This window comes from Mesorhizobium sp. M7D.F.Ca.US.004.01.2.1 (genome assembly GCF_003997785.1).
GTDB classification, from domain to species: Bacteria; Pseudomonadota; Alphaproteobacteria; order Rhizobiales; family Rhizobiaceae; genus Mesorhizobium; species Mesorhizobium loti.
Genome location: NZ_RZRQ01000153.1, coordinates 1 through 14022, shown reverse-complemented (window position 1 = coordinate 14022; position 14022 = coordinate 1). Strand labels below are relative to the sequence as shown.

General features: G+C 61.9%; 13 protein-coding genes and 1 pseudogene. 6 read left to right on the top strand and 8 right to left on the bottom strand.

Annotation, left to right across the window (positions count from 1 at the left end; genetic code table 11):
- Both EN993_RS20310 and EN993_RS20305 read left to right on the top strand, forming a co-directional pair.
- On the top strand, positions 1–696 hold a 696-nt coding region (locus tag EN993_RS20310; protein WP_164757732.1), incomplete at its 5' end, for a chromate transporter.
- Between the two features lie 163 nt (positions 697–859).
- The gene (locus tag EN993_RS20305; protein WP_127264647.1) at positions 860–1258 is read left to right on the top strand and encodes a hypothetical protein; all 399 of its coding nucleotides are present in this window, start codon (positions 860–862) and stop codon (positions 1256–1258) included.
- A gap of 19 nt (positions 1259–1277) precedes the next feature.
- On the opposite strand, the gene EN993_RS20300 is transcribed toward EN993_RS20305, so the two are convergent.
- Together EN993_RS20300 and EN993_RS20295 are read right to left on the bottom strand one after the other, a co-directional pair.
- A complete protein-coding gene (locus EN993_RS20300) occupies positions 1278–2864 on the bottom strand; it encodes a trimethylamine methyltransferase family protein (RefSeq protein ID WP_127264646.1) in 1587 nt (528 codons plus the stop codon).
- 191 nt (positions 2865–3055) lie between these two features.
- The gene (locus EN993_RS20295) at positions 3056–4549 is read right to left on the bottom strand and encodes a PLP-dependent aminotransferase family protein (protein ID WP_109666156.1); all 1494 of its coding nucleotides are present in this window, start codon (positions 4547–4549) and stop codon (positions 3056–3058) included.
- Positions 4550–4872: 323 nt separating this feature from the next.
- Between EN993_RS20295 and pgi the strand changes: the two genes are divergently transcribed.
- Positions 4873–6516, top strand: coding sequence for a glucose-6-phosphate isomerase (gene pgi / locus EN993_RS20290; protein ID WP_127264645.1), 1644 nt, complete (start codon positions 4873–4875; stop codon positions 6514–6516).
- Between the two features lie 5 nt (positions 6517–6521).
- Complete coding sequence (locus tag EN993_RS20285) at positions 6522–7244, top strand: HAD family hydrolase (protein ID WP_109666160.1); 723 nt, start codon at positions 6522–6524, stop codon at positions 7242–7244.
- A gap of 242 nt (positions 7245–7486) precedes the next feature.
- On the opposite strand, the pseudogene EN993_RS37860 reads toward EN993_RS20285, so the two are convergent.
- Together EN993_RS37860 and EN993_RS20275 are read right to left on the bottom strand one after the other, a co-directional pair.
- Positions 7487–7644: pseudogene (locus EN993_RS37860) on the bottom strand (Ohr subfamily peroxiredoxin); the annotation flags it as partial.
- Positions 7641–8519, bottom strand: a complete 879-nt coding sequence (locus EN993_RS20275) for an SDR family oxidoreductase (RefSeq protein WP_127264644.1) — start codon at positions 8517–8519, stop codon at positions 7641–7643. The gene EN993_RS20275 and the pseudogene EN993_RS37860, both read right to left, overlap by 4 nt.
- 127 nt (positions 8520–8646) lie before the next feature.
- Here EN993_RS20275 and EN993_RS20270 point away from each other — a divergent pair, with 127 nt between their 5' ends.
- Complete coding sequence (locus tag EN993_RS20270; protein ID WP_109666164.1) at positions 8647–9273, top strand: TetR/AcrR family transcriptional regulator; 627 nt, start codon at positions 8647–8649, stop codon at positions 9271–9273.
- Between the two features lie 136 nt (positions 9274–9409).
- On the top strand, positions 9410–9745 hold the full coding sequence (locus tag EN993_RS20265) for a cupin domain-containing protein (RefSeq protein ID WP_109666166.1): 336 nt from the start codon (positions 9410–9412) through the stop codon (positions 9743–9745).
- 175 nt (positions 9746–9920) lie between these two features.
- On the opposite strand, the gene EN993_RS20260 is transcribed toward EN993_RS20265, so the two are convergent.
- The 4 genes from EN993_RS20260 to EN993_RS20245 all read right to left on the bottom strand — a co-directional run bounded on the left by EN993_RS20260 (position 9921) and on the right by EN993_RS20245 (position 14022).
- Complete coding sequence (locus EN993_RS20260) at positions 9921–10655, bottom strand: NAD(P)-binding domain-containing protein (RefSeq protein ID WP_109666168.1); 735 nt, start codon at positions 10653–10655, stop codon at positions 9921–9923.
- A gap of 17 nt (positions 10656–10672) precedes the next feature.
- Positions 10673–11029, bottom strand: coding sequence for a MarR family transcriptional regulator (locus EN993_RS20255; protein ID WP_245468922.1), 357 nt, complete (start codon positions 11027–11029; stop codon positions 10673–10675).
- 405 nt (positions 11030–11434) lie between these two features.
- Positions 11435–12151, bottom strand: a complete 717-nt coding sequence (locus EN993_RS20250; RefSeq protein WP_245468921.1) for a methyltransferase — start codon at positions 12149–12151, stop codon at positions 11435–11437.
- Positions 12151–14022 carry a long-chain fatty acid--CoA ligase gene (locus EN993_RS20245; protein WP_281040570.1) on the bottom strand — a complete coding sequence of 624 codons (1872 nt, stop codon included), beginning with the start codon at positions 14020–14022 and terminating at the stop codon, positions 12151–12153. Before EN993_RS20245 ends, EN993_RS20250 begins: the two co-directional genes overlap by 1 nt.

Here is a 14022-nt window from a genome sequence, read left to right as displayed (position 1 = left end):
GCACCGCGCACTGTCGCCATCTGGCTGCCGATCTGGCTCGGGCCTGTTCTTGTGGTCTGGTGGTTCACCGGCTCTGCAAGCGTCTGGACCGAGATAGGCCGGTTCTTCAGTCTCATGGCGGTCGTCACCTTCGGTGGCGCCTATGCGGTCCTCGCCTATGTCGCGCAGGCAGCCGTCCAGTCCTTCGGCTGGCTGGCGCCGGGTGAAATGGTCGATGGTCTCGGGCTTGCCGAAACGACGCCAGGTCCGCTCATCCTGGTGCTGCAGTTTGTCGGTTTCATCGCCGCGTTCCGCCACGCCGGACCGCTGGACCCGCTGCTTGCCGGATCGCTGGGCGCGTTGCTCACTTTGTGGGTGACGTTCACGCCGTGCTTCTTCTGGATATTCCTCGGCGCGCCCTACATCGAGGCCCTGCGCGGCAACAAGGCCTTGTCGGCAGCACTTGGCGCGATCACCGCCGCCGTTGTCGGGGTGATCATGAATCTCGCTTTGTGGTTTGCCTTGCACGTCATCTTCCGTGAGGTGCACGCGACGGGTCTCGGCATGAATGTGCCGGTGTTTTCGTCGATCGACTGGCGCGCGGCGCTGCTTTCGGGTGCTGCCATGATCGCCATCCTGAAGCTGAAAATCGGCATGCTGCCGACGCTCGCCGCATGCGCCCTGGCCGGTGTCTTGCTGTTGGCGGCGGGTGGCTAATGCATGTCGCCCAAAAGTGACCTCGGTTTTGGGAGAACGACATGCATCAAAACAAAGACAGCGGGTCGTCTGAATCCATTCAGACGCGACACGCTTTAGATGTCCGCCTTCCTTTGTATTCCGCTTGCGAACCACCTAAGTGGTTGGAAACGGATTGGGACTCATGGCGGGACGACGCTCTTCTCTCGGCTTCCTCGGACTGTTCGGCCGCTCGGGCGATCTCAGGCAGCTCGACGCCGCATTGCGTGGCGCCGACCTTCATCCCGCCCTCGTGCCGGAGGGCGTGAAACTCACCATCGTCAATCTGATGAAGGATCATTGGCCCGACGAGCCGCCCAGCCAAGCCTATGCGGAAGTGGCGCGGCTGTTCAGCTATTGCATCGCCGGGCCTGAAACATTCGAAAGCTCCCATGGCTTGCAGCAGCGGCAGGAGGTGGAGCGCCGGGTCGAGGCCGCGGTGCAGGCCGGCGACAGTTTCGATGCGCAAATCGTGCTGATGGCGCTGCACGCCAAACTGATCAATGCCGAGGTCGTCGAGCGGTACGGGCTGAGCGCCGAATAACTGTTCCGGCGAGCGCTCTTTAGCCGCCCATGCTGCCGCGCGGCAGTTTGATCATCTCGCCAAAGCGGGCGCGCAGTTTGTCGTCGATCAGCTTCGGCACATGGCGCGGAAAGCGCTCGGCAAGCACGCGTTTCTTCTCGATGATCGCCCGCTGCAAGATGTCGGGCCGGCCCTTTTCGTTCCATTCCTTGGGCGAAAAGCGATCGCCGACGGCGGGGTAAAAATACTCGGTCTGCATCAGCCGCAGCGTCTGCTCATTGCCGAGATAGTGCCCCGGTCCCTTCAGGCAGACATCGGCGATGGTGTCGATCGACAGCGCCTCGTCCGTCACCTCGATGCCGCGCACGCAGCGCAGGCAGTGGCCGAGCATGTCATTGTCGATGATCAGGCTTTCCAGGCAGAAGCCGAGCAGCGAAGCGTGCATGCCGGCCGATTCATAGACAAGATTGAGCCCGGCAAGGCCGGCCATCACATCGGTGATGCCCTTTTCATAGCCGGACTGGATGTCGGGCAATTTCGAATCCGTCATCCCGGCGGCTGAGCCGCCGGGCAGATCGTAGAATTGCGCCATCTGCGCGCAGGCCGAGGTCAGCACCGCCTGCTCGGCCGAACCGCCGGACATGGCGCCGGTGCGCAGATCCGACACGAACGGCCAGGTGCCGAAGATCGCCGGATGGCCCGGCTTGATGGCGTTGACGTAGACCAGACCGGCCAGCACTTCAGCCACCGCCTGTACCACCGCACCGGCAATCGCCGCAGGCGCCGTGGCGCCGGCTTGGCCGGCCGACAGCAGGAGAATCGGGATGCCGCCCTCGACGCAGGCTTCGAGCACGCCGCAGGCGTCCTCGGCGAACTTCATCGGCGGCACGACGAAGCAGTTGGAATTCGACACGAACGGCCGGGCGCGGAAATTCTCCTCGCCGCCGGCAATTGCATAAAGCATTTCGAGCGCCGGCTGCACGTTCTCGCGTACCGTGAATGAGGTGCCGACATGCTTGGACGTGCCCATCACGCAGGCATAGAGCGTGTTGAAGTCCATTTCGAGCGGGTCGGGAATGTCGCGCGGCACCATCGGCCGCTGGAAGAAATGGATGTTGTCGAGCCCTTCGACGAGGCGGGCGGCGTCATAGATGTCCTGCAGCAGCGATTCGCGGTATTCGCGCTTCTCGACATCGACCAGATGCACTGCGGCGCCCGCCGTGCCGTAATGCACCCGCTTGCCCTTGATCAGCATGTCGTGCTTGGGGTCCTGGCCGTGCAACGTGAAATGTCGTGCCGCTCGTCTGATCGTGTCGAGCACGAGTGCGCGCGGGAACCGGATGCGGCCATCGTCGCCATAGCTGGCGCCGGCCTCTGTCAGGGCCTCGATGCAGGAGGGAATGGCGTTGGCGAAGCCGACCGTTTCCAGCAGCGTCAGCACCGCTTCGTGGATGCGTTCCTGGTCGTTCCGGGTCAGCGGTCCGTAGCTGCCGCCTTCGAGGCCGGCACGTACCGGCTTGATGTCGTCGGCCAATGGTGCTGCCCGCATGGCGCGGCGCGCTTCGCGCCCGCCGGAGCGGCGCGAACGCTGATCCGCCGCCGCTTCCTGCTTTTCAAGAACTGACATGGAGGCACTCCACCTTTCTGAGAAGCAGAGCGCGGCGGTTGGTCCACCATCGGCTGCTTCTTCCCCTTGTGCTCCCGACTATGCCGCCGGCATTGGCACAGCCTATGGGCCAGCCGGTCCGGTTACATATGCCAGAGGGCTAAAGGACGGAGCCACGCTTGCGCGGCTCCGTCCAAGGGTCAGGTGATGGATCAGGCGGCCGCGGGCCTGCGTCCGGCGGCGGTGGCCAGTTCGCGGATGCCTGGCTCGATGTGCTGCAGCGCGATCGACGAGATGCCCAGCCGCATGAAACGCGAAGGTTTTTCAGTGCGATCGAAGAAACGGTCGCCCGGTTCGATGATGACGCTGCGCGAGGCTGCTGCCTCGGCCAACCCGCGCGCATCGGTGCCGCGCGGTCCCTCGAGCCACAGCGATGTGCCGCCGGCCGAATCGGTCGAACGCCACTCCGGCAGAAAGGCGGAAATCGCATGGACCAGCCGCTTGCGCCGCTCGTCGAAGGCCGACGACAGCCGCCGCACCAGTGCCTCGTGATGGCCAAGCGACAGGAACAGCGCGACGGCGCGCTGGTTGTTGGCCGGCGGATGACGCAGCATGAAGCGGCGCAGTGCCCTGAGTTCGGAGATCAGGCCAGCCGAAGCGACGATATAGCCGAGCCGCAGGCCGGGAGCCAGCGTCTTCGACATCGAGCCGACATAGACGACGCGGCCGGAACGATCGAGGCTCTTCAACGCCTGCTGCGGTGCTTCGTCGAGAAGCTGGCTGTCATAGCCGTCCTCGATGATGATCTGGTTGTAGCGGTTGGCTCGCGCCAGAAGATCCTGCCGCCGTTCCGCCGACAGTGGCACCATGGTTGGGCAATGGTGGCTGGGCGTGACGAAGACGAAACCGGAATCATTGGCAATAGAAGCGGTTACGATGCCGGACTGGTCGACCGGCACCGGCTGTATCTCGGCCCCCGCAAGGCGGAAGATCGAACGGGCGTCGGGGTAGCCGGGGTCCTCCATCGCCACCTTCGAGCCCTTGGCCATCAGCAGCGTCGCCAGCATATAGAGCGCGTTCTGGGCGCCCAGCGTGACGATGATCTCGTCGGGATTGGCGAAGATGCCGCGCCGCGGCAGGAGCCGCGCCTGGATCTGCTCGATCAGCAGCGGATCGTCGCGGTCGACCATGTCGGACGCCCAGTTGCGGATCTCGAGCACGGCAAGCGCCATGCGGTTGCACTCGCGCCACTCGGCGGTCGGGAACAGCGCCGGATCGAACTGGCCGTAGACGAAGGGGTAGGACGACTTGATCCAGTTCTCATGCTTTGCCGGCGGCGGCATGTCGCTGGCGGCGATCTTGCGGCGTGCCTTCCAGTCGATCTCGTTGGCCTGGTCGGGTGCCTTCTGGTGCGGCTTGGCCGGCGTCGCCAGCACATCGGGATTGACGAAATGGCCACGCCGCTCGCGTGCCACCAGGAAGCCCTGGTCGACGAGCTGCTGGAAGGCCAGCACGACGGTTCCGCGCGCAACGCCGAGTTTTTCGGCCAGGATCCGGCAGGAAGGAAGCGGCATCGAAGCGGCGATCTGGCGGTCGAGAATGGCGGCCACGATGGCTTGGCGGATTTGCGCCTGCAGGGTCTGGCCGGATTCAGCCGAAATCCGGAACAGGCCGGACCATATCGCCGTATCGTTTCGCTGTGGCATGGAAGATGTTCCTCGATGGCCAGCCTTTTTTGCTTGGCTGGACCAGCCGAACGTAACCGTGGCACAAGGGGTTGCGCCAATCAATTTTTCTGATCGTTGGGATTTATGCCAGTGATCCTTCACGCCATTTTGATGCTGCGCTGCGGTATGCCAGGGTGACGCGGCGCGTCATCCCGGCGATGACTCCGTGCGTCATCGCTGCGTGACGTCTGCGTCATCGCTGCGCATTGAAACGAGTGGAATTCGGCTCAATAGATTGTCGCGACGACACGCGCCGGAAACATCCGGTCCGTAATGATGGCTCGAGGTTTCGGAGTTTGGCAGTGGATCAATCGTCCTTTCAAAAACAGCTCGCCGCGTTGCGCGATCATCGCGCCGCGGCGCCCGCCAGCATGCGCCAGGCTTTCGCCGTCGATCCCAAGCGCTTCGAGACCTTCTCCGCCACCGATGGCGACCTTCTGCTCGACTGGTCGAAATGCGCGGTCGACGTAACCACCATGGACCTGCTGGAAAAGCTCGCCAAGGCGGCCGATCTCGAAGGCCGTCGCGCCGCGATGTTTGCCGGCAAGAAGATCAATGTCACCGAGGACCGCGCCGTGCTGCACACGGCGCTGCGCAACCTGACCGGCAAGGGCGTCATTGTCGATGGCCAGGACGTCAAGGCGGATGTCATCGCCGTGCTCGACGCCATGGGCGCCTTTGCCGATGCCGTGCGTTCGGGCAAGGCGGCCGGCGCCACCGGCAAGAAGATCACGGACATCGTCAACATCGGCATCGGCGGCTCCGATCTCGGCCCGGCCATGGCGACGCTGGCGCTGGCGCCCTATCATGACGGGCCGCGCGCGCATTACGTCTCCAACATCGACGGCGCCCATATCCACGACACGCTGAAGGGGCTGTCCGCCGAAACCACGCTTTTCATCATCGCCTCCAAGACCTTCACCACCGTCGAGACGATGACCAATGCCCAGACGGCGCGCGACTGGGTGCAGAAGGCGCTCGGCAAGGAAGCGGTCGGCAAGCATTTCGCCGCTGTCTCGACCGCGCTCGACCTGGTGGCCAAGTTCGGCATCGCGCCGGATCGCGTCTTCGGCTTCTGGGACTGGGTCGGCGGCCGCTATTCGCTCTGGGGCGCCATCGGCCTGCCGGTGATGATCGCTGTCGGCCCGAGGAATTTTCGTGCCTTTCTCGATGGCGCGCATGAGATGGACGAGCATTTCCGCATCGCGCCCGTGCAGGAGAACCTGCCGGCGCTGCTGGGGCTGGTCGGCTGGTGGCATCGCGTGATCTGCGGCTACCCGGCTCGCGCCGTCATCCCTTATGACCAGCGCCTGTCCAGGCTGCCTGCCTATCTGCAGCAGCTCGACATGGAATCGAACGGCAAGAGCGTCACCCTCGAAGGCACGGCTGCGGCGACGCCGACCGGACCGCTGGTCTGGGGCGAGCCCGGCACCAACGGCCAGCATGCCTTCTTCCAGCTGCTGCATCAGGGCACCGATTTCATCCCGGTCGAGTTCCTCGCCGCGGCCATCGGCCACGAGCCCGATCTCAAGCATCAGCATGATCTGCTGCTCGCCAACTGCCTGGCGCAGTCGGAAGCGCTGATGAAGGGCCGCACGCTTGAGGAGGCCCGCGCCCAGATGCTGGCCAAGGGCATGAAGCCGGCCGAGGTCGACAAGATAGCCCCGCACCGCGTCTTCTCCGGCAACCGGCCCTCGGTGACCATCCTCTACCGCAAACTCGACCCGCGCACCTTCGGCCGGCTGATCGCGCTCTACGAGCACCGCGTCTTCGTCGAGGGTACGCTGTTCAACATCAACTCCTTCGACCAGTGGGGCGTCGAGCTTGGCAAGGAACTGGCCACCGGCCTTTTGCCTGTCGTGGAGGGCAAGGAAAGTGCCGCGAAGCGAGACGCATCGACCGCTGGCCTTGTGGGATTCATCCACCATTTGCGTGGCTCGGAGTGAAAAGTTTGGCAGACATCAAGGGAATATTGTTCGACAAGGATGGAACGCTTGTCGACTTCAACGCGACCTGGCTCGGCATTGCCGACTTCATGGCCATGGATGCGTCGGAAGGCGATCGCTGGAAAGCCGACAGGCTGCTGGCCGCTGCCGGTTTCGATTTCACCAACAAGCGCTTCAAGCCGGACTCGATCTTTGCGTCGGGCACCAATCTCGACGTCGTCGAATTGTGGTTCCCGCGCCTGTCCAACGAGGACCAGATGCTTGCGGTTGCCCGCTTCAACGAGATCACCTCGATGCAGGGCTCGGCAATGGCGGTGGCGCTGCCGGGCATCGTCGACACGCTGACGGCACTGCACAGGAAGTCCTACCGGCTTGGCGTTGCCACCAACGATTCGACCAGCGGTGCGGAAAAGACGCTGGTCACGCTTGGCGTCGCCCAATTGTTCGACGCGGCCTATGGCTACGACGCGGTGGCCAATCCGAAGCCGGCGCCCGACACCATCCTGGCCTTCAGCGATCTCACCGGCCTAAGGCCGGCGGAGATCGCCATGGTCGGCGATAACAGGCATGACCTCGAAATGGCGCGCGCCGGCGGCTGCGGGCTGGCGGTCGGCGTGCTCTCCGGCACCGGCACACGCGAATCGCTGTCCGGCATTGCCGACGTCGTTCTCGATTCGGTTGCCGATCTGCCTGACTTTCTCTCGGCGCGGGTCAAGGAGACGATCTGACTCCAACGCCGGGGCAAAATCAACTTGGACTTTCCCGCCAACGGCTGAGATCGGGTGGAAAGCGGGCAGATTTCGGGGAAGCAGCTCAGGAAAGCAGACATGCAGTCGCTCGCTTCTATGTCTGCCATGGGCCGAAAGCCGTCGTTTGAGGTTGTAGGCTGCCACTTGGGGGCACTACCCGCGTGGCAAAAATGGAGCGCGTTGCTAACATTCGGTCAGAGGGCGTGTCTGTAACCACATTCCTCAAAGCAGGCGGCATAGCCGTTAGCAAACAACTGCTCCGGATTTGTCGCGCCGCCCTTTCCGCCCACAACGGTGGGCACGGCCGGTGCACGATCCAGGAGGCCATCTTCGCTTCGGATGCGCCACTACGACCGCCATTGGCCGTACCCGCTGTCAGATCATGTTCGACATTCCGAGCGCAGTCAGCAGGTTGTTTTGAATGGGAGCGACGGCCTGATTCAGTCCCTCCACCCCGAAGTCCATGCCCTCTGGCATGACGACGGTGCGCAATGGGCGCCGTTCCGTAGCCTCGACTAGCCGTGCGATGGCGTCAGCCACCAACTGAGGGCGGGGTGGATTCGCAGGATCAAGTGCCTGGTCGGAGTTGTTTTTGATTTGGCCTGGGACCGACGCAACAGCGCCATATGTCGCCAATACCTGTTCGTCGGAGGGCGCTGGGCTGGATGGAAGCAGATTGCTCGGAAATGGCCCCGGTTCCACGATCACTGAGTCAACCCCGAAGCTGGACAGTTCATATCGATACGCCTCGGCTAGCGCTTCAAGCGCAAACTTGCTGGCGGAATAAACACCAAAGAACGGAACGATGACGCGCCCCATCAACGAGGTCACATGGATGAGGACGCCGCTACCCGCTGCACGCATATGTGGTAGTACGGCGCGATCGGCCCTTACAGCCCCAAAAAAATTCACGGCAAATTGCTGCTCGATGTCTGCCACCGTGTAGGCTTCGGTCAAGCCGACGAACATCGTGCCTGCGTTGTTGACGAGCGCATCGATTCTGCCGTGTTGCTTGACCACCCGATCGATCGCAGCGTTGACCGACGCTTCGTCCGTTACATCCATCTCAATGACCTGCAGGAGATGCCCTCCGGTTTTTGCAGCGTCGATTAGCTCGCTGCCGATTTGGCTGTTTTTGCCTTCGATGTCGCGCATGGTCGCGACCACCACGTGACCGCGCCTGGCGAGCTCCAAGGCGGTGAGCTTTCCAAAACCGCTGCTCGCCCCGGTAACAACTGCAACCTTACTGCTCATTTTCTCGATCCTCTCGCTTGCCCACCTAACGGGGCAAGCGAGATATATACAGACCTGTATGTATCTTGCAATGGGAAAATAGACAGACTATTCTGTTTCTACACCGAACGCGCACCGGCAGGCGAGAATGAAAACTTTGGATGTGAGTGAGTACCTCGACCTGGAATCGCGGTCGCTGGACGCCCTGGCTCCGCGACAGCGAATTCTGAAAACAGCGTCCGAGCTATTTTATCGGAACAGCATCCATACCGTGGGAATCGATCGCATCATCGCCGAGAGCGGCGTCGCAAAGATGACGTTCTATAAGCACTTCCCCTCGAAGGCCAATCTTGCAGCTACCTATCTGCGCCATAAAAGCGCGCTGTGGTTCGACATGCTGGCGACTGCGACTGAACAAGCTGGACCGGCACCGCTGGATCGCGTGCTGGCCATTTTCGACGCACTGAACGCGTCCTTTCAAGCGCCTACTTTTCGCGGCTGTCCTTTCGTTCGCGGGCTGGCCGAGTTCGGACCGGACGCGGAAACGCCAGAGGTGCAGGCAACGCTCGCAGCTTACTTCCATGACCTACGTAAGTTTGTCGCGTCGCTCGTCCAGCCCTTGAAGTTGAAAAATCAAGAGAGCGTGGTCGTTCAGATTCTCGCACTCATCCAGGGCTCGCTCGTGAACGCGCAAGCCATGCGGGGGGGCGTTGAACCGCTTGCAACGCGCGATGCGGCCAAGGTGCTGCTCGAGGCTGCGGTTCAGCGCGGCTGACTGTGCCTGCGGCGCCTAGTGGTCAGATCAGACGAAAAACGTGGCCACAGGCCGAGCGCGAGAATTCGGCGGCGAATAGAGCAAATTCGCCGCAACTCGATGAAGAAAAACTAAGTACGATCAATGAGGACAATCGATGCATATTCCAGCTAACAAATCGAGAGAAATAAATACTTTAGAGGGCACGATATGGAAATATTTCCTAAACAGCGAGGTAGGAATTTCATATCAGACACTGACGATGAGAAGCCCGCTAACAGGTCAGCACCTAAATAAGGAAACCAACGAGATATATTTCATTGTTAAAGGAACGGCCAAATTTATCGTTGGCGATAAGGAGTACGACGTGGGTGAGAAAGACGTCGTGGTCGTTGAAGCAGGCATTGCCCACTACATTGAAACCGGCGCGCTTACCTACCTAACTGTCACAAGGCCGGACTGGAAATTCGAGCAATATCAACACGTGGATTAGCGAGACGGTCAATGACGCCAGGGGCCACGGTTTCCCGTAAGGTTCATTCCTTCCAGAAATTTTCAGAGCATATGGAGTGCGAGGGTCCGTGGCGGTGGCCCAGTGTAAAGTGGCGCCCCAGTAACTGGCGAAGGTAGCGTGCCGCCCGCTTTATAGCGGGCGGCCGCAATCTACATCAAGCAGACAAAGACCGATTGGTTGCGACTGCGCCAGTTCGGGTGAACTCTACATCCGGCTTGGAGAACGACGCCATGATAGCGTCGCGGTTCAATGGAGCGCGTTTCCTGTCAGCGGCGGTGAGCGCAGCCTTGAGTTCGTCGGCGGTCAACTCAGTGCAATAGGCAGGAGTGCCCGGCTGCAGTCGCCAGGACTCTTCGAGAGTGCCCGCATCCACCGTATCGAAGCCGGTGACGCTGACGAGATCGGAGACAAGTGCTTTGGCTGCGGCGTCGTCACCCGAGATCGGGATCGCAATGCGACCTGGAACACCGGCCTCCAAGCCGGCCTCGGCTAAGGTTAGCGAGAGCAAGGCGTTCCAAGCCTTAACAAGGGGACGTCCGACTTGCGCGCTGGCCCAAACGGTCTCCGGCTTGCCGCTATCCACCTCGGAGATTTTGGTGTCACGGGCTGGATAGTAGTTGGATGTGTCTACCACGATTGCACCAGCAGGGGCGCCGGCAAGAACCGTTGCCAGGTCTGGGTTCTTGGCAAAGGGCACTGAGAGGATGACCACATCGGCATCTAGCACTGCCGCCTCTCTCTCAACGGCCTGGATGCCGGTGCCAGCAACTGTGTCCGCCAGACTTTCGGGGCCACGCGAGTTGGCCAGTTTCACCTGGTGGCCGGCGGCGTCCAGCTTCTTTGCGACCAGCGAGCCGATGTTGCCGGCCCCAATGATTCCGATTTTCATTTCATATCCTTTGGTTTTCAAATTTTGGCAGGGTGAGCGAAGTGATGAAGAGTGTCTCGCAGCGCCATGATCTCGTCCTCGGACATTTGACAGGCACTCTTTATCTTGCCGGAGATGCTCCAAACCGCGTCCTGGATGCTGCGAGCGGCAGGCGTGAGATCGACAAGGACCCGGCGTTCGTCCTCAGGATCGCGCATTCGCGTCACCATCCCGCAGGTCTCGAGCCGCTTGAGCAATGGCGTGATCGTGCCGGTGTCCATGCCCAAAGCGTTTCCAAGATCACCGACGGTCCGAGGCGCGGACGTATAGAGCTCCAGCATCACAAGATACTGGGGAAAGGTCAGGCTCAGCGGATCGAGGAACGGCTTGTGCATGCGTGCCATCCGACCCGCCGCCCCGTAGAGGGCGAACGAGATTTGCATCCGAACCTGTTGTGATGGGCTTTTTTTAGGTGCCATACCGTAACCTAAAGAGACAAATTAGAGTTCACTGGTGAGCTAGTATCTAGCGCGCTAGATAATTATCCTTCTGGAGAATTGCAACCTCCCAGGTTCGACGCTGCTATGGCAGCTTCTCGCCAAGTCGAGCAGGTCCCGTTCCGAGGGCGGGCCAGCCGCGTCGGAGCCGTTTCCTACTTCAAGCCCAAACGGCGGGAATCAGGCGCAAAACGGCCAACGCGATGCCGCAGTCGAATGTCTGCTTTCAGGTAACGGCCAGCAACGTCGTTGCGGCAAAGATGGAGGTCGAATCCGGTCATTCCGAGTGACTGGGTTTTGATCTCAGCGCCAGCGGTCTTCCGCCTCAAAGGAAAACACACCGCTCGGCTTGGTCGCGGCACCCTTCGCATCGCCGAAATCCGGCACCCGGTATTCGGCGAGTAACCGTAGCCGCGACAGCGGCAGGTCGGTGCGGCGGGGATCGCCGACCAGCACTTCGATGCCGGCTGCCAGGCAGCGATCGAGGAACGGGATGACGCGCAGAGCGACCTCGCGGCCGTAGAACACGTCCCCTGCAAGCACGAGGTCGACGGCCGGCGGACGACCCGTGGTGATGTCCTTGTCGACAATGATGATCTCGACGCCGTTGGCTGCGGCATTGAGGCCGATCGCGGCTACGCCGTTGCGGTCGATCTCGGCGGCGATTACTTCGCGTGCCCCAGCTTTCGCGGCGGCGATGCCGACAAGGCCGGAACCGGCACCGAGGTCGAGCACGCGGCGACCCGCCACGGTCATCGGATGGTCGAGGACATAGCGCGCGAGCACGGCGCCGCCGGCCCATATATAGGCCCAGTAGGGCGGTTGTGGCTCCGGCACGTCTTCCGCATCGTCTTCGGGCTCGACGAGCCGCCTCAATCCGCTGCCGGGGTGAGCCGTGTAAAACTGGATTTCTGGGAGCGCAGGCACAGGGACAAGGCGCATGTTCGCCTTGATGAACGTCGCCGGGTCGAGGCGCGAGCACCGATCCGGTGCGTCGTTGTCGGCAAGATCGTCATCCACTATTCGCGCAGCGCTCGCCGCAGGATCTTGCCGACCGGTGTCTTCGGCAGTTCGGTGCGGAATTCGATGTATTTGGGCCGCTTGTAGCCAGTCAGGTTCTCGCGGCAAAAAGCGGTGAGCGCCTCTGCGGTGAGCGCGGGATCCTTCTTGACGACGAACAGTTTCGGCACCTCGCCCGAATGCTCATCCGGCACGCCGATCGCCGCCACTTCGAGCACGCCCGGATGCATCGCCACGACTTCCTCGAGTTCGTTCGGATAGACGTTGAAGCCCGAGACCAGGATCATGTCCTTCTTGCGGTCGACGATCTTGGTGTAGCCGCGCTCGTCCATGAAGCCCATGTCGCCGGATTTGAAGTAGCCGTCCTTGGTCATCACCTTGGCGGTCTCATCAGGCCGGTTCCAGTAGCCCGCCATCACTTGCGGTCCCCGGATGCAGATTTCGCCGACCTCGCCGAGCGGCAGGTTGTTGCCGTCATCGTCGCGGATGGCGATCTCCGTCGAGGGCAGCGGCAGGCCGATCGTGCCGGTGAAGTCGCCGGCGCTGAATTTGTTGGCGGTGGCCACCGGCGAGGTTTCCGAGAGGCCGTAGCCTTCGGTGACCGGACAGCCGGTCAGCGCCTTCCAACGTTCGGCGACGCCTCTCTGCACTGCCATGCCGCCGCCCAGCGTCAGCACCAGCGGCTTGAAGTCGAGCTTGCGGAAATCCTCATTGTTGAGCAACGCGTTGAACAGCGTGTTGAGGCCCGGAAAGATGTGTACCGGATATTTCTGCAGTTCCTTGACGAAGCCGGGAATGTCGCGCGGGTTGGGAATGAGCACATTGCGGGCGCCCTGCTGCATGCCCATCAGCGCGTTCACCGTCAGCGCGAAGATATGATAGAGCGGCAGTGCGCAGATGAAGTTGGGGTGCGCCGGTTTCGGCTTGATCGTATAGGCGTCCTCCATCCACTGCGCGTTCTGCGCGACATTGGCGAGAACGTTGCTGTGCAACAGCGTGGCACCCTTCGAGACGCCCGTGGTGCCGCCTGTGTATTGCAGGAAGGCGACATCGTCGGCTGCCACCTTGACCGGCTTGAAAGTCGCGCCGGCGCCGGCCTTCAAGGCCGCGTTGAACTTGACATGGCCGGGCAGAGACCAGGCCGGCACCATCTTCTTTACGCGGCGCACGACGAAATTGACGATGGTGCCTTTCAGGCCGCCGAGCATGTCGCCCATCGCGGCGACCACCACATGCTTGACCGCCGTCCTGGCGATCACCGCCTGCAAGGTATTGGCAAAGTTCTCCAGGATGACGATGGCTTGCGCACCGGAGTCCTTCAGCTGATGTTCGAGCTCGCGCGGCGTGTAGAGCGGATTGATGTTCACCACGACATAGCCGGCGCGCAAGACGGCCATCATGGCTACCGGATATTGCAGCACATTCGGCATCATCAGCGCGATGCGCGCACCGTTCTGAAGGCCTTTCGATTGCAGGTAGGCGCCGAAGGCCGCCGACAGCCGCTCGACATCGGTGTAGCTGATGGACTTGTCCATGCAGGTAAAGGCTGGTTGCGCGGAAAATTGCTTGCAGGCGCCAACCAGGAAATCGCCGATCGAACTGTAGGGCAAGGGACCAATTTCGGCCGCCACGTTTTTCGGATAGCTCTTGAGCCACGGCTTTTCCGGCAGTCCCGCGGCCAGCGCCGTCAGTGCTTTCGGCAATCGCTTCGCGGCAGCCTCGGCAGGCTTGGCTGCCGGTGGCGCCTTTGTCGCCGCTACCGCCTTCGCCGCCGGCTTGACGGCGGCGGGCTTTGCCGCGGACGCTGTCTTTCCGGCAGCAGTCTTGGCCGGGGCTTTGGCCGCCGGCTTTGCGCTTGCCTTTGCTGGCAC